This is a genomic window from Bradyrhizobium sp. 4 (assembly GCF_023100905.1).
Classification (GTDB): Bacteria; Pseudomonadota; Alphaproteobacteria; order Rhizobiales; family Xanthobacteraceae; genus Bradyrhizobium.
Map to the genome: position 1 here is coordinate 6,159,844 of NZ_CP064686.1, position 20,876 is coordinate 6,180,719.

A 20,876-nucleotide genomic window follows, 5' to 3' on the forward strand; every position below is an offset into this window, starting at 1 on the left:
TTGCCATGAGCGCCAACGAGTTTTCGCTGCAATCGCTGATCCGGACCGAGGCGGCCGCCGATCCGGCCTTCGTGTTCGACGGCACGCCGGTCTCGCGCGCGGAATTCTCGGAAAAGATCGAGCAGACCGCCGCCTGGCTTGCCGCACGCGGTATCGGCACGGGCGACGTCGTCGCGGTCTGGCTGGTCAACCGGATCGAATGGATCACGCTGCTGGTCGCCGCCGCCCGGCTTGGGGCAATCGTCGCCGCCGTCAATACACGCTACCGCAGCGCGGAGGTCGCGCATCTCCTGAAGCTCTCCGGCGCCAGGCTGATGGTGATCGAAGCCGCGTTTCGCTCGATCGACTTTGCCGCTATTCTCGCCGACGTTGCGAAGGACGAGGTGCCTACGCTGCGAGAGATCGCGGTGGTCGGCGCGGATGAGATTCCCGCCCAATGGACATGCGTGCGCTTCGACGCCTTCGACGAGCCCTATCCGCCGGCCCCGCCGGCTCAGGATGATTTCGATCTGCCGGTTCTGCTCTACACGACGTCGGGCACGACCAAAGGACCGAAGCTTGTCGCGCATTCGCAGCGAACGCTGGCCACGCACGCCGCCTCCGTCGCCGAGGCGCTAAAACTCTCGCCCCAGCGCCATGTGCTGCTGGCCATGCTACCGTTCTGCGGCACCTTCGGCATGACGAGCCTGCTCGGCTTCGTCGCAGCGGGCGCGATCGTCCATGCGCTCGCCGCCTTCGAGGCCGCGCCGGCGCTGAAGATTCTCCGCGAGTGCGGGATCACGCATGCCTTTGGCTCGGACGAGATGTTCCGCCGCATCCTCGCCGTCACCGACGCGCCGCATCCGTTTCCGCATCTCGAACTCTGCGGCTTTGCCGCGTTCCAGCCCGGCTGGCGCGAGCTTGCCGCGGAGGCCGAGGCGTGCGGCATGCCGTTGCACGGCCTCTACGGTTCGAGCGAGGTGCAGGCGCTGTTCTCGATCGCACGCTCGAGTGATGGCTTCGCCGATCGCATCGAGGGCGGCGGCTGGCCGATGTCGCCGGAGGCCAAGGTCCGTGTGCGCGACACCGAGACCGGCGAACTCGCGGCTCGCGGCGTCTCCGGTGAGATCGAGATCCATGCGCCGTCACGCTTCCTCGGCTACTACAACAATCCCGACGCGACGCGCGACGCCATCACCGCGGACGGCTTCTTCCGCACCGGCGATATCGGCCGGCTGCGCGGCGACGGCTCCTTCGTCTACGAAACCCGCGCGGGCGACGCCATGCGGCTCGGCGGGTTTCTTGTCGCACCCGGCGAGATCGAGGACGAGCTCAAATCGTGCGCCGGCGTGGCCGACGCCCAGGTCGTCGCGGTCGATCTGAAGGGAAACGCCCGCTGCGTTGCCTTCGTGATCCCCACCCAGGACCCCCAGCACGAACCGCCGCGGCAGGACGCGTTGATCACGCGCCTACGCGAGCGGCTCGCCGGCTACAAGGTCCCGGCGCGGATCTATGTCGTGGAGGCCTTCCCCATCACCGACAGCGCGAACGGCGTCAAGATCCAGCGCGCCCGGCTCCGGGCCATGGCGATGGACCGGATCGCCGCGGAATAAGCACGGCCACCGGGATAGCACGCGAATTCGTCTCGGCTAAAAGGTCGCGCATCAGCTAGTACGACTTCGCCAGCCCCAGCACCTTTTCCGCAATGAAGCTGAGCGCAAGCTGCGGGCTGACCGGCGCGATGCGCGGGATCAGAACTTCGCGCAAGTAACGCTCGACGTGGAATTCCTTGGCGTAACCGAAGCCGCCATGGGTCATCACCGCCTGCTCGCAGGCATGATATCCGGCCTCACCGGCAATGTATTTCGCGGCATTGGCGGCGCCGCCGCAAGGCATGCCCTTGTCGTATTGCCAGGCCGCCGACATCACCATCAACCAGGCCGCCTCGAGCTCGACCCAGTTTACGGCCAGCGGATGTTGAATGCCCTGGTTCTTGCCGATGGGTCGGTTGAACACCACGCGGGTCTTGGCGTATTCGGTCGCGCGCGACAACGCGAGCTTGCCGAGGCCGACGGCTTCCGCTGCGATCAGGATGCGCTCCGGGTTCATGCCTTCGAGGATATACTGGAAGCCTTTGCCTTCTTCGCCGATCCGATCTTCCATGGGGATCTCGAAATCCTCGAAGAACAGCTCGTTGGAATCGACGACCTTGCGGCCCATCTTCTCGATCTCGTGGACCTTGATCCTGTTGCGATCGAAGTCCGTATAGAACAGGCTCAGCCCATGCGTGGGCGAGCGCACATCCTCCAGCGGCGTGGTGCGAGCCAGCAGCAGGATCTTGTGCGCAACCTGCGCGGTCGAGATCCACACCTTCTGGCCGTTGACGATGTAGCGGTCGTTCTTGGCCACCGCGCGGGTCTTGAGCTGGGTCGTGTTGAGGCCGGTGTTGGGCTCGGTCACGGCAAAGCACGCCTTTTCGCGGCCCTCGACCATCGGCGGCAGCATGCGCTTGCGCTGTTCCTCGGTGCCGAACACGACCACGGGATTGAGACCGAACACGTTGATGTGCACCGCGGATGCGCCCGACATGCCGGCGCCGGATTCCGCGATGGCGCGCATCATGATCGCGGCTTCGGTGATGCCGAGCCCGGAACCGCCGTAGGCCTCCGGCACGCAGATGCCGAGCCAGCCGGCGTCGGCGAGCGCCTTGTGGAAGTCGTGCGGGAAGCCGCCGTCGTGGTCCTTCTTCAGCCAATAGGCGTCAGGAAAGCCCTCGCAGATCTTCGCGATGGCGTCGCGAATGGCCTCCTGCTGATCGGTGAGCGCGAAATCCATGATGGTCTCCTTGTTGGGAGCCGCGCCCGCGCCATCTCCCCTCTTCGCGTTTCCCACGCGAAGGCCGCGGCCGATTGCCGTGCCCGGACGTGCCCTCGCTTGCGTTCTTTAGCTCGAAAAACCGGGTACAGATACGTGAATTTGCCTGCCAACTGTGTGTACCATGCATGGGATCATGCGGCGCGATGGTGTGAGCGCGCTGTTATTTCGCAGGGAGGAAGACCGCGATGGCCGGACTTTATTTCGAGGAGTTTTCCGTGGGCCAGGAGTTCAGGCATCCCCTGACGCGGACCGTCACGGAGATGGACAACACCATGTTCAGCCTGCTGACGCTCAATCCGCAGCCGCTGCACATCGACGCGCATTTTTCGGCCCAGACCGAGTTCGGCCAGCGCATTTTCAACAGCCTTTACACGCTCGGCATCATGATCGGCATGACGGTCTATGATACGACCATGGGCACCACCGTTGCCAATCTCGGCATGACCGACGTCACCTTTCCGAAACCGGTCTTCCATGGCGACACACTGCGGGCGACGACCAAGGTGCTTTCATTGCGGGAGTCCAAATCGCGTCCCAAGGCGGGAATCGTCGAGTTCGAGCACCACGCTCTCAACCAGAACGACGAGATCGTCGGAAAATGCCGCCGCATGGCGATGATGCACAAGAGGCCGGTCTGATGCGTTCGATGCTATTCGTGCCGGGCGACTCCCCGCGCAAATTCGAGAAGGCCAGCGAAGGCAAGGCCGACGCGCTGATCATCGATCTCGAAGATTCCGTCGTCACCGACAAGAAGCCGGAGGCTCGCGGGTTGACGTTGGCGATGCTCAACGGCCGCAACAAACCCCATCAGCTCTATGTCCGCGTCAACGCGCTCGACACCGGCATGACGCTCGCTGACCTTGCCGCGGTGATTCCAGGCAAGCCCGACGGCATCGTGCTGCCGAAATCGCAGGGCGGCGACGACGTGCGGCAGGTCGCGACCTGGCTCGAAGCTTTGGAAGCTGCGGCTGGTATCGCCATCGGCTCAACACGCATCGTCTGCGTCGCGACCGAAACCGCAGGATCGATCTTCGGGCTCGGCAGCTACAAGGGCTGCTCTCCTCGCCTCGCGGGCCTGATGTGGGGCGCGGAAGATCTCTCGGCCTCGCTCGGCGCTACTGAAAAGGCGTCAGGCGGCGTATTCCATAGCCCTTATCGGCTGGCGCGCGATCTCTGCCTGATGGCGGCGGCCGCGGCCGAGGTCGCACCGATCGACACCGTCTATACCGATATCGACAATCTGACGGGGCTCGAACAGGAAACGCGCGCGGCGCGGCGTGACGGTTTTTCGGCGAAAGCGCTGATCCATCCCAAGCACGTCGACGTGGTCAACGCGGCGTTCGAGCCGACCGAGCCCGAGCGTAATTGGGCGGAGAAGGTGATCGCGGCGTTCGCGAACAATCCGAACTCCGGCACGCTGCGCCTCGACGGCCAGATGATCGACAGGCCGCATCTTCGCGCCGCGAAGAAGATCCTCGGCCGGAGCTAGAGCAGGACGCCGCGCTGCGACAGATGGGATACAAGCCATTCTCAGCGTCGTCGTGGCCGGGCTTGTCCCGGCCATCCACGGGCTTGCACGCAAGCGGCACCCAAAAACGTGGATGCCCGGGACAAGTCCGGGCATGACGAAGCGAAAACGTCCCGCCCCTCACTTTCCGCAGGCGGGGAGAGGGGAGCGCTAGACGATCTTGATCGACATGTCCGGCAAGCCGTCGAGCTTGCACAACAGCACGTCGCCCTTCACGACCGGGCCGACATTCTCCGGCGTGCCGGAATAGATGATGTCGCCGGCCTTCAGCTCGAAGGCTTCCGACAGTTTTGCGATCTGCTCGGCCACGCTCCAGATCATCTTGCTGAGATCCGAGCTCTGCTTCACCGTCCCGTTGATCGCCAGCGAAATAGCGCCCTTGTCGAAATGGCCGGTCTTGCTGGCCGGGTGGATCGGTCCGATCACCGCGGCGTGGTCAAAGCTCTTGCCGATCTCCCACGGCTTCTTTTCCGCGGCCATGCCGTTCTGGAGATCGCGCCGGGTCATGTCGAGGCCGAGCGCGTAGCCATAGACATGGTCGAGCGCCTTCTCGGCCGGAATGTTGGAGCCGCCGGACTTCAGCGCGGCGACCAGCTCGACTTCGTGGTGATAGTTCTTGGTCAGCGACGGATAGGGATGGTCGGCGACCTCGCCCACAGCGACGTTCTGGATTGCGTCGGTCGGCTTCTGGAAGAAGAACGGCGGCTCGCGGTTCGGGTCCGAGCCGCGCTCGATCGCGTGCGCCGCGTAGTTGCGCCCGATGCAGTAGATGCGGCGGACCTGGAACACCTGGGTTTCGCCGACGATCGGAATGGTGACCATCGGCACCGGAAAGATCGGCTTCGGCACGGCCTGCGCAGCAGCCGGCGCAACTTCCGCGATTGACGCAGCACTTGCCGCCGCGGCAATTGCAAGCAGCTCTCGTCGCGTTGCTGATCTCTCTTTCATGTTTTGTGCTCCCTTTTTGTGTTCGTTGGGCGCATCATGCGCGCCGGGCCGCCTGATAATCAATATTCACTATGCCAGCAATGCTGGACCGGCACGTCGTTTAATTGATGAGAACAGGCCGTCTGCGACCGAGCCTTCCCACCCCGGCTCCCATTCGCCCTAGCATGGAACTTGCATAAATTCTGGGCGACATGGATGCCGCATGAACCTCATCAGCCTCGATATCCGCATGCTCCGGTCGCTGATCTCCGTGGTCGAGACCGGCAGCATTACCGAGACCGCGCGGCGGCTGGGCCGCACCCAGCCGGCCATCACCCTGCAATTGCAGCGGCTGGAGGAGCTCACCGGCAAGCAATTGTTCGAGCATGCCGGGCGCCGGCTGACGCTGAGCGAGGACGGCACCACGGTTCTCACCTACGCCAAGTCCATCCTGCGGTTGCATGACGAATTGATTTCGCAATTGGCGTCACAGGAGATCGAGGGTCAGGTCGTACTCGGCACGCCCGACCTCTATGCCGCCTTCATGCTGCCGCAGATCCTCAGCGTGTTCCGAAAATCCTTCCCTCGCGTCCAGGTCGAGCTCAATTGCGCGCTCTCGACGCCGCTGGTGGGCCTGGTCAAGCGCGGCGATGTCGACATCGCGCTCGTGACCCGCATGAACGATTTTACGGGCGGCCAGGTGGTACGGCGCGAGCAACTGGTCTGGATGACCGGCGAGCAGTCCGCCGCGCACCAGGAACGGCCCATTCCGCTGGCGTTACTGCCGCCCGGAAACATCTATCGCGACTACGCGATCGACACGCTGGAACGCGCGAACTTGCGCTGGCGCATCGCCTGCGTCAGCGAAAGCGTCGGCGGCCTTCAGGCGGCGGCCTTCGCCGGCATGGCCGTGACCGTACTCGGCCGCAGCGCCCTGGTGCCGGCGATGCGCGAGATCGGCCCGAACGAGGGCCTGCCGCCACTGCCGAAGATCGAGCTGCTGCTCTACAAGTCGAGCGGCGCAACCTCGAAGGCGGCGACCGCCTTGCACGACTATCTCGCGCACTATCTGCGCCTCGACGAAGAGCTCAGCGGCCGCGGCGAGCCGATCGAGCTGTCCTGAGCTTCATACCTTCGCGCGCGCGGGACTTTCGCGGAGCGCCAGTGACGGCCAGAACACCGCCCAGGGCTGCGCCGCTTCGAACGCAGCGGCGATGCGGAAGATCGTGGGCTCGTCGAGCCAGGGAGCGACGATCTGCAAGCCGATCGGCATTCCATCGCGATCGAAGCCGCAGGGCAGGGTCGCCGCCGGTAGGCCGGCGAGGTTGATCGGCCAGGTGAAGGGCGACCAGCCGAGATGCGGATCGACCTTGCTGCCGTCGACCGTGTCGACGCCGATGCGGCCAGCCTCGAACGCGGTCACCGCGACGGTCGGCGTCACCAGCGCATCGACGCGCTCGAAAAGCTTCAGGAAGCCGCTGCGAGCCTGGCCGCGGCGATACCCCGCTTCGATATAGTCCGTGCCGCTGTAGCGTCGGCCGGCACTGATGACGTCAAGATAATCTGCTTCGGAGCTGGCGAGATCGGCCGTGGTCCTGGTCGCGACCGCGGCCGCCTGTTCGGTGAAGGCGATCGGCTTCAGCGTGTGTTCGAGGATCCCGGCATCGAGGCCGGGACCATCCATGGTGACCTGCGCGCCGCAGGCATCGAGAATGGCCAGCGCCTTGCCGAACGCCGAGCGCACATCGGGGCTGACGGCGGCGTAGCCGAGATCGACGCTGGCGCCGATACGAATGCCGTTCAACGGCGCGGCCTTCGTGTCGAACCGCCGCGCCGCCACCGGCAGGCTCGCGGGATCGCGCAGATCGTAGCCGGCGATGATCTCCAGCGTCAGCGCAGCATCCGCGACCGTGCGCGTGATCGGCCCGGTATGCGCGAGCGACCCCCAGGACGGTGGCGAGAAGCCGGGCGAACGCGGCACCAGCCCAAACGTCGGCTTCAGGCCGAACACCCCGCAGAAGGACGAGGGCACCCGGATCGAGCCGACGCCATCGGTTCCGATCGCGATCGGACCGCAGCCGGCGGCAACACCCGCCGCCGCGCCGCCGCTCGATCCGCCACTGGTGCGACCGGGGTCCCAGGGATTGCGCGTGGTGCCGGTGACCGGGCTGTCCGCCGTCAACTTGTAACCGGACTCGCAGGTCGTGGTCTTGCAGGTGACGATGGCACCCGCCTCCTTCAGCGCCGAGACAACCGCCGCGTCGACATCGGGCACGAAGGCCTTGTTCATCGGCGAGCCGCCATAGGCCGGCACGCCCGCGACAAAGACGAGGTCCTTGATCGTGACGGGCACCCCCGCGAGCGGGCCCTTGGCTTCGCCCGCGTGCATCTCCCTGGTGAGACGATCGGCATCCGCCCTCGCCTGCTCGTACATCGGCGTCACCACCGCGTTGCAGGCCTCGTTCGTCGCCTCCAGCGCGGCGATGGTGTCGTCGACCACGTCGCGCGGGGTGAACGCCTTGCGCCGGTAGCCGGCCATGATCTCGGTTGCAGAAAGCGCACCAAGGCCAGTCGGCGCCGGCGGGAGGGCCGCTCGGCCGGAACCATTAGTCATCATCAACCCTAAAGAGCTAGCTGAGCGCCGCGTCGACGGCGCGCTTGGCCATGACCGTGACGAGATGCGCACGGTAGTCGGCTTCGGCATGGATGTCGGAAGTGAGACCGTCGGTATCGATCCTGATCGCCGCGATCGCGGACGGATCGAAATTTTGCGACAGCGCCTCCTCCATCGGCGGAACACGAAACACGCCGGAGCCCGCTCCGGTCACGGCCACGCGAACGCCATCGGCGAATTTCGCGACGAACACGCCGACCAACGCATAGCGCGACGCCGGCGCCTTGAACTTTGCGTAGCCGGCTTTGAGCGGCACGGGAAAGCGGATCGCCGTGATGATCTCGCCAGGTTCGAGCGCGGTCTCGAACAGGCCGCGGAAGAACCCGTCGGCCGCGATCTCCCGTGTGCTGGTGACGATGGTCGCATCAAGACCGAGCACGCCAGCGGGATAATCGGCCGCCGGATCGTTGTTCGCGACCGAGCCGCCGATGGTGCCGCGGATGCGCACGGCGGGGTCACCGATCATCGAGGCCAGCGCGGCGAGACCAGGGATCTTCGCCTGCACCAGCTTCGAGGCGGCCACCACCGCATGTGGCGTCATCGCACCGATCGTGATGGTGGCGCCGTCGTCGCTGATGCCCTTCAGATGTCCGAGCTTCGACAGATCGATCAAGGCTGGCGGACTGGCGAGCCGCTGCTTCAGCGTCGGGATCAGCGTCATGCCGCCGGCGACGAGCTTGCTGTCCTCGATCGAGGTCAGCAGTTTAGCAGCGTCGGGAATCCGGTCCGGTTGGTGATAGGCAAACGGCTTCATTGTCATCCTCCCTATTCCGCAGCGACCGGCAGCGATGCATTTTGCAGCAGGCGCCAGATCCGGTTCGGCGTCGCCGGCATGTCGACATGGGTGACGCCGAGATGCGACAGCGCATCGACCACCGCGTTGATGACCGCGGCCGGCGAACCGATGGTGCCGACCTCGCCGCAGCCCTTCACGCCCATCGGCGTATGCGTACACAGCGTTGAATGGGTCGCGATGTTCATCATCGGCATATGGTCGGCGCGCGGCATGCAATAGTCCATCAGCGAGCCTGACAGCAGCTGGCCCGAGCCCTCGTCATAGACCGCGTTCTCGTACAGCGCCTGGCCGACGCCTTGCACGATGCCGCCGTGCAACTGGCCCTCGACTATCATCGGGTTGATAACGGTGCCTACGTCGTCCACCGCGGTGTAATTGACCAGCGTCACCGTGCCGGTTTCCGGGTCGATCTCGACCTCGGCAATGTGGCAGCCGCCGGGATAGGTGAAGTTGACGGGATCATAGTAAGCCTGCTCTTCCAGTCCCGGCTCCAGCACTTCGAGCGGATAGTCGTGCGGCACGTAGGCGGCGCCCGCGATCTCCTCGAACGTCTTCATGCGGTCGGTGCCTGCGACCGAGAATTTTCCGGCCTCGAACTGGATATCCACTTCGGCCGCCTCAAGCAGATGCGCCGCGATCTTCTTGCCCTTCGCGACCACCTTGTCCGTCGCTTTCGACAGCGCCGCGCCGCCGACCACCAGCGAACGCGAGCCATAGGTGCCCATGCCGAACTGCACGCGATCGGTATCGCCGAACACGATGTCGACATTGTCAAACGCGACACCGAGCTTTTCCGAGACGATCTGCGCGAACGTCGTCTCGTGGCCCTGGCCGTGATTGTGCGTGCCGATCATGACCGTCACCTGTCCGGTCGGATGCACGCGTACCGTAGCGCTCTCATAGAGCCCGCCGCGCGCGCCCAATCGTCCCGCGAAGCGCGACGGCGCGAGGCCGCAGGCCTCGACATAGGTCGAGTAGCCGAGCCCGCGGAATTTGCCCCGGCGCGCCGACTCCGCCTTGCGGATATCGAAGTTCTTGACGTCGGCCGCGACAAGGGCGCCATCGAGACATCCCATCGGATCGCCGGAATCGTATTGCACCAGCACCGGCGTCTGATACGGATAGGCCTCCTTCGGGATCATGTTGCGTCGGCGGATCTCGACCCGGTCGATCCCCATCTCGCTAGCTGCGACGTCGACGATGCGCTCCAGCACGAAGGTCGCCTCGGGACGGCCGGCGCCGCGATAGGCGTCGACCGGAACCGTGTTGGTGAACACTACCTTCACGTTGCAGTAGATTGCCGGCGTGGTGTAGACGCCGCCGAGCAGCGGTCCGTAGAGATTGGTGGGGATGTTCGGCCCGAAAGTCGAGAGATAGCCGCCCATATTGGCGAGCGTGTTGACGCGGAAGGCCAGAAACTTTCCGGTCTCGTCCAGTGCGAGTTCGGCCTCGGTGACGTGATCGCGGCCGTGGCGGTCGGAGACGTAGCCTTCGGAGCGGCTCGCAACCCATTTGATCGGCCGCATCACGCGCTTGGCGGCCCAGGTGATCACGGCCTCCTCGCCGTAGTGGAACTGCTTGACTCCGAAGCCGCCCCCGACATCCGGCGCCACCACGCGCAGCTTGTGCTGCGGAATGTTCAACACCAGCGCACCCATCAGGAAGCGTACGACGTGCGGGAACTGGCTGGTGGTCCACAGCGTGAAGCGATCGGTGCCGGGCTCGTATTCGGCGATCGCCGCGCGCGGCTCCATCGGGTTGCCGATCAGCCTGTTGTTGACGAGGCTGAGCTTTGCGACGTGTGCCGCTTTCCGGAACGCGGTCTCGACCGCGGCCTTGTCGCCGAGCTCCCAGTCGCAACAGATGTTGTTCGGCACGTCGTCGAACAGTTGCGGCGCGCCGGGTCGCACGGCTTCGAGCACGCCGACCACCGAGGGCAGCACCTCGTACTCGACCGTCAGCAGCTCGGCTGCAGCGCTGGCCTGCGCCGGCGTCTCCGCGACGACGAAGGCCACCATGTCGCCGACAAAGCGCACCTTGCCCTGCGCCAGCATCGGGAACGGCGGCTCCTTCATCGGAACGCCCTTGGCGTCCGTGATACCCCAGCCGCAGGGCAGCGAGCCTAACTTATCCGCGGCGGCATCCTCGCCGGTCAGGACCGCGATGACGCCGGGCGATGCCAGGGCCGCACTCTTGTCGATGCCGCGCAGGATCGCGTGTCCATGCGGCGAGCGCACGAACACACCGGCCGTCATGCCGGGACGCTTGATGTCGGAGACGTAATTGCCGCGGCCGGTGAGGAAGCGCTGGTCCTCTTTCCGTTTAGGTGAGGCGCCGATCCCGATCACATTGCCCATGGTTACTCTCCCCTGGCGGCGTTCATGGCGGCAGCGCCTGCCATGACCGAGACGACGATGTTCTGATAACCGGTGCAGCGGCAGATATTGCCTTCAAGGCCGTGGCGGACGTCGGCTTCCGTGAGGTCCGGCTTCTCGGTCGCGAGCGCCACCGCCGTCATCAGCATGCCGGGCGTGCAAAAGCCGCATTGCAGACCGTGATGCTCACGAAACGCTTCCTGCATCGGATGCATCTGGTTCGAACCGGGGGCGCCGTGAAGCCCCTCGATGGTGAGCAGCGTCGTACCGTCGAGCGCAGCAGCCAGCAGCGTGCAGCTCTTCACCGGCAGACCATCGAGGTGCACGACACAGGCGCCGCATTGGCTGGTGTCGCAGCCGATATGGGTGCCGGTGAGGTTGAGCCGCTCGCGCAGCAGCTCGGCGACCAGCGTCGCCGGCTCAACATCGATGGTGGTCGGCCGTCCGTTGAGTGTGAAGGATATCTGCACGATCATACTCCTGTGCGCGACGGGTCTTTAGGAAAGTGGAAGCGCGCTGCCGGTGGCCCATGTGGCCATCACGACGTCGCCGACGGTGAACGGATCCGCGAAGAAGGTCTTTTCTGGCACATAGGCGACGAACGCGTCGTCCGGCACGGTGTCCAGCATGACCTTGACGAAATAGCCCTGGTATTCGATCGCGAGCACGCGACTCGGCAGCGACGTAGAGCAGCCCGGCGGCAGCTCCCTGCCCGGCCGGACCAGCGCGACATCGTCGCGGCGCACGGCGATATCGATCTTGTCACCGACGCTAACCGTAGACCGCGCTTGAAGTGGGACCTCGATGCCATCAGGCGCGGCCTGCACGAGCGTAAAGGTCGAACCGTTGACCTTCTCGACCCGCCCCGACAGCACGTTCTGCCCGCCCATGAACTCGGCGACGTAGCGATCGTGCGGATGGGCATAGACGTCGCGGGCCGCGCCCGCCTGCTTGATCTTGCCCTGCTCCATCACCACCACCAAATCGGCGAGCGCGATCGCCTCGAGCTGGGTGTGGGTGACGTGGATGAAGGTGATGCCGAGCTCCTGCTGCATTCGCCTGAGCTCCTGGCGCATCTGCACGCGGAGCTGCTCGTCGAGGGCGGAGAGCGGTTCATCGAGCAAAAGTACCCTCGGCTCGGTGATCGCGGCGCGCGCCAGCGCCACACGCTGCTGCTGGCCGCCGGAGAGCTGCGCCGGCAGGCGATCGGCGAACTGCGTCAGCCGCACTTTCTCGATCATGGCATCCGCAGCGCGCAGACGATCGGCCTTCGACATGCCGCGTACGCGCAAAGCGAACGCGATATTGTCGCGCACGGTCAGGTGCGGGAACAGCGCGTAGGACTGAAACATCATCGCGGTGCGTCGCTGCACCGGCGCGAGCCCGACGACGTTCTGGCCGCCGATGACGATCTCGCCGGCGGTCGGGTCCTCGTGGCCGGCGATCATGCGCAGAATCGTGGTCTTTCCGCAGCCGGACGGACCGATGAAGCAGCAATAGGCGCCATCGGCGATCTTGAGGTTGACGCCGTCGACCACATTGCTGACGCCGTCAAAGCTCTTGCAGACGCCCGCCAGTTCGATATCGCCGCGATCGCTCTTCATTTCCCAGCTCAACCCTTTGTGCTGCTGCCGCGTTTCTTCTGGATCAGCACGATGCTGCCCAGGCTCGCGCCGATGACGATGAAGGACACGATCGTCGTCACCGTGCCGAGCGCGTAAAGCGAGGGCGACGTGACGTTCAAGGTCATGCTCCAGATCTCCAGCGGCAGCGTGTTCAGTGACCCCGCGGTCTGGAGGCTGCGCGCGAACTCGTCGTAGGAGAGCGTGAAGCCGAACAGCGCGACCGCGACCAGGCCGGGCGCCAGCACCGGGATCATCACCAGCCGGATCGACTGCCAGCGGCTGGCGCCGAGGTCGTAGGCCGCCTTCTCCCAGACCTGGTTGAAGCGCGACATCACCGCGAACATCACGAGCACGCCGAACGGCAGCGTCCAGGACAGTTGCGCGCCGAGCGCCGAGGTGTACCAGCTCGCATTGAGCCCGAGCGCCTGGAACAACAGACCGGTGCCGAGGCCGAGCACGAGACCTGGTGCGACCAGGCTGCCGATCATCATGTAGAACACGACGGTGTCGCCGCGAAAGCGCTTGCGAAAGCCGAGCCCGGCGAGGAACGAGACCACCACCGTGATGACAGTGACAATGACGGCGAGCTTGATCGAGCGATCGAACGAGCCCTTGACGTCGCCGGTTCGCACCTGGGTGAAGAGATCGACGAACCAGTGCAGCGAAGTGCCCTTCATCGGGAACACGAGGCCGCCACGGATATCCTGGAACGACAGGACGTAGATACAGAACATCGGGCCGTACAGCGCGATCACATAGAACGCGAACAGTGTCGCCAGAACATAAAACGTCCACGGCCGGCCGCCCTTGCTCGGTGCAATCGCCTTGGTCGTCGCAGGCGCGACCGTCTTTGACATGTCGGTTTTGGGCATGTCGGCGAGAACCGCGCTCATCGCGTGATCTCCTGCCTGATGTCGACGGTGCGCAGGATCAGCGAGACGATGGCGACCAGCACCAGCGTCAGCAGCACCGCGCTTGCGGCTGCGGTCGGATATTGCAATACACCGACGTCCTCGTAGAACGCGCTGACCACCGAGGCCGAGCCGCCGCCGGACATCACCTTGACCACGAAGAAATCGCCCATCACGATCGAGACGACGAAGATTGTGCCGAGGGCGATGCCGCTCTTGGACATCGGCACCACGATCAGGCGCATGATGTCGAAACGGCTGGCGCCTGCATCGATCGCGGCCTCGATCAGCTTCTTGTCGATCCGTGCCATGGAATTGAAGATCGGCACAATCATGAAAATGGTAAGCTGGTGGACATAGGCGATGACCACCGCGAGGTCCGAGAACAACAGCACTTCCAGCGGCTGGCGGATCAGACCGAGCCCCAGCAGCGCCTGGTTGATCAGGCCTTCCTTGCCGAGCAGCGGAATCCAGGAAATCATCCGGATGATGTTCGAGGTCCAGAACGGCACCGTGCAGAGCAGGAACAGGCCAATCGCCAGCAGCTGATTGCGGACGTGGAAGACCAGGAAGTATGCGACGAAGAAGCCAATGATTAGCGTGAAGACCCAGGTCAGCACCGTGAACTTGATCGTCGCCAGGTACAGCTTCAGCGTCAGCGCCGAATGCAGTACCTCGACATAGCTTGCGAGCGTGAAGCCCGGCGTCAGCCCGCCGAAGCCGTCGGTGGCGAAAAAGCTCGCGGCCAGCACGACCAGGATCGGCGCCACGAAGAACGGCACGAGCACCAGCACGAGCGGCGACACGTAGAGCCAGCCAGCGAGATTTGCGCGTGGTAGAGTTTGGGCTGGACTAAGGCTTGGCTGCATGTCGGCAAACGCCTCGAACTCGGTCATTTGGCACCGGCGCATTGCCGCGCCGGCGCTTCGTTCACGTCAGGTGAAGCAGGTTTCAGGCCACCTTGAAGTCGTTCCAGCGCTTGTTCATGTAGGCGGCTTCGTCCATCAGCGTGTTCCAGCACGAGATGTTCTTGACGCGGTCGAGGAACGAGCCGCCGTCACGCTTGGTGCCGCTCTTCTCCATCGGCACGCCATAGGGGTCGTTGACCACCTCGGGCGCGGGCTGGCCCTCGTACCAGAATGCCCATTCGGCCGGCGTGAGGAATTTCTTCGCAGTCGAGGGGACCGGGCTGTAATAGCCGTAGCGCGCGACGAAGCCGCCCTGCCATCCCGACAGATACCAGTTGAGATATTCGTAGGCCGCGTCCAGCTTCTTGCCGGAGAGATGCTTCATCAGGCCCATGCCGTTGCACCAGCCGCGATAGCCTTCCTTGCCGTTCTTGATGTTGACCGGCGCGTAGACGCACGGGATTTCCTTCACGCGTACCGCGGCAACCGCCGGCGACCACATCGACTGGATGACCACTTCGCCCGCCGCCATCAGCTGCACCGACTGGTCGAAGGTGGTCCAGGTCGCGCGGAACTGGCCCTGCTTCTTGAGCTCGATCAGCTTGTTGCAGGTGAAGTCGATCTCCTCCTTGGTCATGTTGCCCTTGTTGCCGTACTTGATCAGCCCGGCGCTTTCGAAGCAGAGCGCGGCATCCATGATGCCGATCGCAGGCACGTCGAGGATCGCGGCCTTGCCCTTGAACTTGGGATCGATCAGATCCTTCCATTCGGTGACTTCATGGCCGACGAGATCGGGGCGGTAGCCGATGGAGTCGGCGTTGTAGACCTGCGGCAGGAAGGTGGCCCATTCGGTCACGCCGTCGTTCAAATCGGTCGAATCGGGCTTGGCGATATACATGGCCTCGTAGGGCGAGATGCCCTGGCGCGGGATCTTGTGACCGTCGATCTCGCCCTTGGTGAAGATCGGCAGGATGTTGTCGAACTCCTTGACCTTCTTGACCTCGATGCCCTGGATCACGCCGCGCTTGGCAGCGAGCTTGGCCTGCCACCCCTCGAGATCGGCGATGTCGACCGTATTAGGCTGGCTTATGAAGCGGTTGATGGCGGCGGAGGTGTCGAGGTTCTGCATCGTCACCTTGAAGCCGAGATCCTTGGCCGCCTGGTCGCCGATCGCCTTCACCACCGAATAGGACACGCCGACATGGCGCAGCTCGATGTCCTTGATCTCCTGGGCCCAGATGGTCGGGAATCCGCGGATCGCGTCCGATCCTGCGGCCGCGCCGGCCACCGCCGCAGCGCCCTTCAACAGCGTGCGCCGGCTCAGCTTTTTCGCAGGCTTGTCGCTCGTCCCCGCCGGATTGGCAGTGGATGTCCCCTTGTCCCTGTCAAGCATGGCAACCCTCGTTGGCTACGATGAACGCTGCGCACCGGTCGCCATTGACCGGCTGCGGATGTGATCAATTGCGAGGGAGGCTATGGGCGGGATGTCGTGAAGTAAAATTGGAAGTAAAAATTCGCCGCATAAACGCGGCTAATGGTTCGCCCCGCTGCATCGGCTTTTGGCAGCGCGCATAAGAAGAAGTCAGGACGTGCACACAAAAACGATAGCTTCGAACGTGCGGGCCCGCTGGCGCGGCAGACGTGATGAAGGCGATCCTCAGGACCTGAGCTGGTCCCGCGCCCTCTCCGGCGCCATCAGCGTCGCGATGATGGTGACGATCGACAGTGCAATGATGTAGACCGACACGGCCCAATAAGAACCGGCCCATGCCAGCAGTGCCGTCGCAATCAGCGGCGAGAAGCCGCCGCTCAGCGCGGCGGCAACGTTGGCTCCCAGCGATGCGCCGCTGTAGCGCACCTGGGTGCGGAACAGCTCCGGCATGAAGGCCGCCTTCGGCCCGAACAGCAACGCATGCGTCAGTGTCATCGTGACGACAAGCGCGAGCGTGATCAGCGCCGGGTCCCTGGTGTCGAGGAACCAGAACAACGGAAACGCCAGCGCCACCGAGAACACGCCGCCGGCGAGATACAGCGCTTTGCGGCCGAAGATGTCGGACAGCCAGCCGGCGAGGGGCAGCGTCGCGAGCTCGACGAGCGCGGCATAGACGACCGCATTGAGGATCACCTGCCGCGGCAGGCCGAGCTGCGTCGTGGCATAGACCACGGTGAAAACAGTGAGGAGATAAGCGAGCCCGACTTCGGACACCGTGATGCCGATCGCGAGCAGGAAGCTGCGCCAGTCGCGGCGGAGGACTTCCAGCGCCGGCTGCGCCAGCACCTCCTTGCGCTCGAGCACCTCCTTGAAGTGCGGCGTCTCCGCGAGTTTCAGCCGCACGATAAAGCCGACGCCGACGAGCAGGATGCTGATCAGGAACGGCACGCGCCAGCCCCAGCTCAGGAAGTCCGCCTCGGGCAGCTGCGTCATCAGACCAAAAATGCCAGTGGACGCGGCGACGCCGACGGGGAAGCCGATCTGCACCAGGCTGCCGTAAAAGCCGCGGCGGTTGCCGGCGTGCTCGGCCACCATGACCACGGCGCCGCTCCACTCGCCACCGAGTCCGATGCCCTGGACGAAGCGCAAAATGACGAGAAAGATCGGCGCCCAGACTCCGATCTGACTGTAGGTCGGCAGGCAACCGATCAGGAACGTGCCCAGTCCCATCGCGATCATGGTCGCGACCAGCATCTTCTTGCGGCCGAGCCGGTCGCCATAATGCCCAATGATCGCGCCGCCGATCGGCCGCGCGACGAAGCCGACCGCATAGGTCGAGAACGCCGCCAGCGTGCCGACGAAGGGATCGAAGCTTGGGAAGAACAGCTTGTTCAGCACCAGCGCCGCCGCCGTGCCGTAGATCAGGAAGTCATACCACTCGATCGCGGTGCCGAGCGCGCTCGCCCACACCACATGCGCCGTCGTCGATTTCTCCGCCGCACTGGAGACCCCCGATGCTGCCGTCATCGCCATGTCCCAAGATTCCTGGGCGCCATCATGGCCAATCGCGATGGCGGTTGCAACTTGCGGGAGTGTTAGTTCTCCCCCAGATCACGATGCGAGATTTTTCGCGCCACGGCCTCCCACCGTCGTCCCGGCGAACGCCGGGACCCATAACCACAGGGAGGAGTTTGGCGAACACCCGTGCTCCGGTCCTGCGACCGCCCGGGATCAATAGATCACGCGGTGTGGGTCCCGGCCTTCGCCGGGACGACGCAGAGCCCTTTATTCGCCATTGACAAACTTATTCATCATTATCTAACTTGCTGTCACAACAACCAGCCGCGCCAAGCGGCCCATAAACGAGAGGGAACGACGATGAGAGGGCTTTTGGCCTGCGCCATGCTCGCGGCCATGACTTCGGCTGCCATGACCACCGTTGCGAACGCGCAAGTCTCCGACGACGCCGTGCGGATCGGCGTGCTTACGGATCTGTCGAGCTGGGGCCGCGACAACAGCGGGCCGGGCTCCGTCGAGGCTGCGAAAATGGCGGTGGAGGAATTCGGGCCCACCGTGCTCGGCAAGCCGATCGAGATCATCAGCGCCGACCACCAGATGAAGACCGACGTCGGCGTGCAGATCGTGCGCGGCTGGTTCGACAACGGCAAGGTCGATGCCGTCGTCGACATCCCCAACTCCGGCATCGCGATCGCCGTCCACAACATGGTGCGCGAGCGCAACAAGATTGCGCTGCTCTCCGGCCCCGGCGCGAGTTCGTTGACCGACGAGCTTTGCAGCCCGAACACCGTGCACTTCACCTACGATACCTACGCGCTGTCGAAGGTGACGGCATCCGCCGTAATCAAGGAAGGCGGAAAGTCCTGGTACTTCATCACCGCCGACTACGCCTTCGGCCAGCAGCTCGAGAAGGACGCCACGCGCTTCATCAACGAGATGGGCGGCAAGGTCTTGGGCGGCGTGAAGCACCCGACCAACACGGCCGATTTCTCCTCCTTTGCACTCCAGGCGCAAAGCTCCAAATCGGACGTCGTCGCCTTCGCCAATGCGGGCCAGGACACCGACAATGCGATCAAGCAGTCGGGCGAGTTCGGCCTGGTCCAGGGCGGGCAGAAGCTGGTCGGCCTCCTGATGTTCGACACCGACGTGCACGCGATCGGGCTCAAATCAGCGCAGGGCACCTACATGACCACGGCGTCCTATTGGAACATGGACGAGGCAACCCGCGCCTGGTCGCGGAAATTCTACGAGCGCACCAAGGTGATGCCGACCATGATCCAGACCGGGGTCTACGGCTCGGTGCTGCATTATCTCAAGGCCATCAAGGCCGCCGGCACCGACGATCCCGCCAAGGCGATGGCCAAGATGCGCGAGCTGCCAATCGAGGATACATTCGTTCATGGCGGACGCTTGCGCGAGGACGGCCGCGTCATTCGCGACATGTATCTCGCCAAGGTGAAAACACCCGAGCAGTCCAAGGAACCCTGGGATTATTTGGAGATCATCAAGACGGTGAAAGGCGAGGACGCCTTCCGTCCGGTCTCCGAGTCCAAATGTCCGCTGCTCAAGAAGTGAGGCCTGCATGACCGGCAACGAGCGCAACGCAATTGAGACTTACGAGTGCGATGTGCTCGTGGCCGGATCTGGCTGCTCCGGCATGTCGGCCGCGATCACCGCGCGCTATCGCGGTCTCGACGTCCTGATCGTCGAGAAGGAGCCGCGCTTCGGCGGCACCACCGCCCGCTCCGGCGGCTGGTTGTGGATTCCCGGCACCTCGCTGGCCAAGGCTTACGGCATTGCGGAGACGCCCGAGCAGGCGCGGACCTACCTGCGCCATGAAGCCGGCAACAACTTTGACGCCGCACGCGTCGATGCGTTCCTGAGCGCCGGCCCCGAGGCGGTCGATTTTTTCACCAGCAAAACGGCGCTGCGCTTCGACATGCCGCTGGTGTTTCCGGACTATCACGCCGAAGCGCCCGGCGGCACCCAGGGCGGTCGTTCGATGGTGGCACGCCCGTTCGACGGCCGCGAGCTCGGCGACCAGATCAAGACCCTCGGCATGCCCCTGCCCGAGCTGACCGTATTCGGCATGATGCTCGGATCCGGCAAGGACATCGTCCATTTCATGCGTGTGACGAAGTCGCTGAATTCGGCGGTCTATGTCGCAAAGCGCCTGTCGCGGCATCTGATGGACGTGCTGCGCTACGGCCGCGGCATGACGCTGACCAATGGCAATGCGCTCGCCGGGCGACTGGCAAAATCCGCGCAGGATCTGAAGATCCCGATGTGGCTGTCCGCGCCGGTGCGCGAGCTGACGGTCGAGAACGGCACTGTCACCGGCGCCATTGTCGCCCACGAGGGACGCGACGTCCGCATTCGTGCCAGACAAGGCGTCGTGCTCGCCTGCGGCGGTTTCCCGCATGATATCGAACGGCGCAAGAAGATGTTTCCACACGCGCCGACTGGGAACGAGCATTTTTCGCCGGGACCAACCGGCAACACCGGCGACGGCCTGCGGCTTGCGGAAAGCGCCGGCGGCCATGTCGAGGACCGGCTCCCGAACGCGGCAGCCTGGGTCCCGGTCTCGGTCACCAAGCGCAAGGACGGCTCAAACGGTGTGATGCCGCATTTCATCGACCGCGCCAAACCCGGCGTGATCGCGGTGATGCGTGACGGCAAGCGCTTTGCCAACGAGGGCAATTCCTATCACGACTTCGTCCAGGCCATGGTCAAGGCGGCGAAGCCCGGCGAGGAGATCGCGGCCTACCTGGTCTGCGACCACCCGACCCTGCGCAAATACGGCCTCGGCTGCGTGCCGCCATTCCCGATGCCGCTAGGTCATCACCTCAAGACCAGCTATCTCATGCGCGGCGAGACGCTGGAGTCGCTCGCGGCAAAGGCGGGCATCGACAGCATGGCGCTCGTCGAGACCGTCAAGCAGTTCAATGCGACCGCACCGCAGGGACACGACGCCGCCTTCGGCAAGGGGTCAAAGGCCTATAACCGCTATCAGGGCGATGCGCTGCACGGCCCGAACCCTTGCGTCGCGCCGATCGAGAACGGCCCGTTCTACGCCATCAAGATGGTGGTCGGCGATCTCGGCACCTATGCAGGCATCGTCACCGACGAGAACGGGCGGGCGCTCGATGCGGAAGGACGGGTCATTCCGGGGCTCTATGCCGCCGGCAACGACATGGCGAGCATCATGGGCGGCAATTATCCCGGCGCCGGCATCACGCTTGGGCCGGCGCTGACCTTCGGCTACATTGCCGGCCGTCATCTCGCCGACAGCGCCGCCAAGCGCAACGCGGCGTAAGCCACGCCAG

At 64.5% G+C, this 20,876-nt stretch carries 17 protein-coding genes; 6 read left to right on the forward strand and 11 right to left on the reverse strand.

Features of this window, described 5'->3' with window-relative positions:
- Positions 1-5 precede the first annotated feature (5 nt).
- Positions 6-1,592: an AMP-binding protein gene (locus tag IVB45_RS29370; protein WP_247358433.1), complete on the forward strand. Its 1,587-nt coding sequence runs from the start codon at positions 6-8 to the stop codon at positions 1,590-1,592.
- A 55-nt stretch (positions 1,593-1,647) separates the two neighbouring features.
- Here the strand turns inward: IVB45_RS29370 and IVB45_RS29375 are convergent, their stop codons facing one another.
- A complete protein-coding gene (locus IVB45_RS29375; protein WP_247358431.1) occupies positions 1,648-2,814 on the reverse strand; it encodes an acyl-CoA dehydrogenase family protein in 1,167 nt (388 codons plus the stop codon).
- A 227-nt stretch (positions 2,815-3,041) separates the two neighbouring features.
- Between IVB45_RS29375 and IVB45_RS29380 the strand changes: the two genes are divergently transcribed.
- Both IVB45_RS29380 and IVB45_RS29385 read left to right on the forward strand, forming a co-directional pair.
- Positions 3,042-3,494, forward strand: coding sequence for a MaoC family dehydratase (locus tag IVB45_RS29380; RefSeq protein WP_007595761.1), 453 nt, complete (start codon positions 3,042-3,044; stop codon positions 3,492-3,494).
- Entirely contained in the window at positions 3,494-4,345 is an 852-nt protein-coding gene (locus IVB45_RS29385) for a CoA ester lyase (RefSeq protein ID WP_247358429.1), read from the forward strand. The genes IVB45_RS29380 and IVB45_RS29385 overlap by 1 nt, the downstream gene beginning before the upstream one ends.
- A gap of 189 nt (positions 4,346-4,534) precedes the next feature.
- On the opposite strand, the gene IVB45_RS29390 is transcribed toward IVB45_RS29385, so the two are convergent.
- A complete protein-coding gene (locus IVB45_RS29390) occupies positions 4,535-5,332 on the reverse strand; it encodes a fumarylacetoacetate hydrolase family protein (RefSeq protein ID WP_247358427.1) in 798 nt (265 codons plus the stop codon).
- A gap of 202 nt (positions 5,333-5,534) precedes the next feature.
- Between IVB45_RS29390 and IVB45_RS29395 the strand changes: the two genes are divergently transcribed.
- Positions 5,535-6,434, forward strand: a complete 900-nt coding sequence (locus IVB45_RS29395; RefSeq protein WP_007613849.1) for a LysR substrate-binding domain-containing protein — start codon at positions 5,535-5,537, stop codon at positions 6,432-6,434.
- A gap of 3 nt (positions 6,435-6,437) precedes the next feature.
- On the opposite strand, the gene IVB45_RS29400 is transcribed toward IVB45_RS29395, so the two are convergent.
- The 9 genes from IVB45_RS29400 to IVB45_RS29440 all read right to left on the reverse strand — a co-directional run bounded on the left by IVB45_RS29400 (position 6,438) and on the right by IVB45_RS29440 (position 17,559).
- Entirely contained in the window at positions 6,438-7,925 is a 1,488-nt protein-coding gene (locus IVB45_RS29400) for an amidase family protein (protein ID WP_247358426.1), read from the reverse strand.
- 16 nt (positions 7,926-7,941) lie between these two features.
- Positions 7,942-8,739 carry a xanthine dehydrogenase family protein subunit M gene (locus IVB45_RS29405; protein WP_247358425.1) on the reverse strand — a complete coding sequence of 266 codons (798 nt, stop codon included), beginning with the start codon at positions 8,737-8,739 and terminating at the stop codon, positions 7,942-7,944.
- A gap of 11 nt (positions 8,740-8,750) precedes the next feature.
- Entirely contained in the window at positions 8,751-11,138 is a 2,388-nt protein-coding gene (locus IVB45_RS29410; protein WP_247358424.1) for a xanthine dehydrogenase family protein molybdopterin-binding subunit, read from the reverse strand.
- Between the two features lie 2 nt (positions 11,139-11,140).
- Positions 11,141-11,632 (reverse strand): (2Fe-2S)-binding protein, encoded by a 492-nt coding sequence (locus tag IVB45_RS29415; RefSeq protein ID WP_247287812.1) that lies wholly within the window; start codon positions 11,630-11,632, stop codon positions 11,141-11,143.
- A gap of 21 nt (positions 11,633-11,653) precedes the next feature.
- Positions 11,654-12,760, reverse strand: a complete 1,107-nt coding sequence (locus IVB45_RS29420) for an ABC transporter ATP-binding protein (protein ID WP_247358422.1) — start codon at positions 12,758-12,760, stop codon at positions 11,654-11,656.
- Positions 12,761-12,768: 8 nt separating this feature from the next.
- Positions 12,769-13,674 carry an ABC transporter permease subunit gene (locus IVB45_RS29425; RefSeq protein ID WP_247358420.1) on the reverse strand — a complete coding sequence of 302 codons (906 nt, stop codon included), beginning with the start codon at positions 13,672-13,674 and terminating at the stop codon, positions 12,769-12,771.
- Entirely contained in the window at positions 13,671-14,588 is a 918-nt protein-coding gene (locus tag IVB45_RS29430) for an ABC transporter permease (protein WP_247358418.1), read from the reverse strand. The genes IVB45_RS29425 and IVB45_RS29430 overlap by 4 nt, the downstream gene beginning before the upstream one ends.
- Positions 14,589-14,643: 55 nt before the next feature.
- Complete coding sequence (locus tag IVB45_RS29435; protein WP_247358416.1) at positions 14,644-15,993, reverse strand: extracellular solute-binding protein; 1,350 nt, start codon at positions 15,991-15,993, stop codon at positions 14,644-14,646.
- Between the two features lie 264 nt (positions 15,994-16,257).
- Positions 16,258-17,559, reverse strand: a complete 1,302-nt coding sequence (locus IVB45_RS29440) for an MFS transporter (protein WP_247358414.1) — start codon at positions 17,557-17,559, stop codon at positions 16,258-16,260.
- Between the two features lie 351 nt (positions 17,560-17,910).
- On the opposite strand from IVB45_RS29440, the gene IVB45_RS29445 reads away from it, so the two are divergent.
- Positions 17,911-19,125 carry an ABC transporter substrate-binding protein gene (locus IVB45_RS29445; protein ID WP_247358411.1) on the forward strand — a complete coding sequence of 405 codons (1,215 nt, stop codon included), beginning with the start codon at positions 17,911-17,913 and terminating at the stop codon, positions 19,123-19,125.
- A gap of 7 nt (positions 19,126-19,132) precedes the next feature.
- Positions 19,133-20,866, forward strand: coding sequence for an FAD-dependent oxidoreductase (locus IVB45_RS29450; RefSeq protein ID WP_247358409.1), 1,734 nt, complete (start codon positions 19,133-19,135; stop codon positions 20,864-20,866).
- The last annotated feature ends 10 nt before the right edge of the window (positions 20,867-20,876 follow it).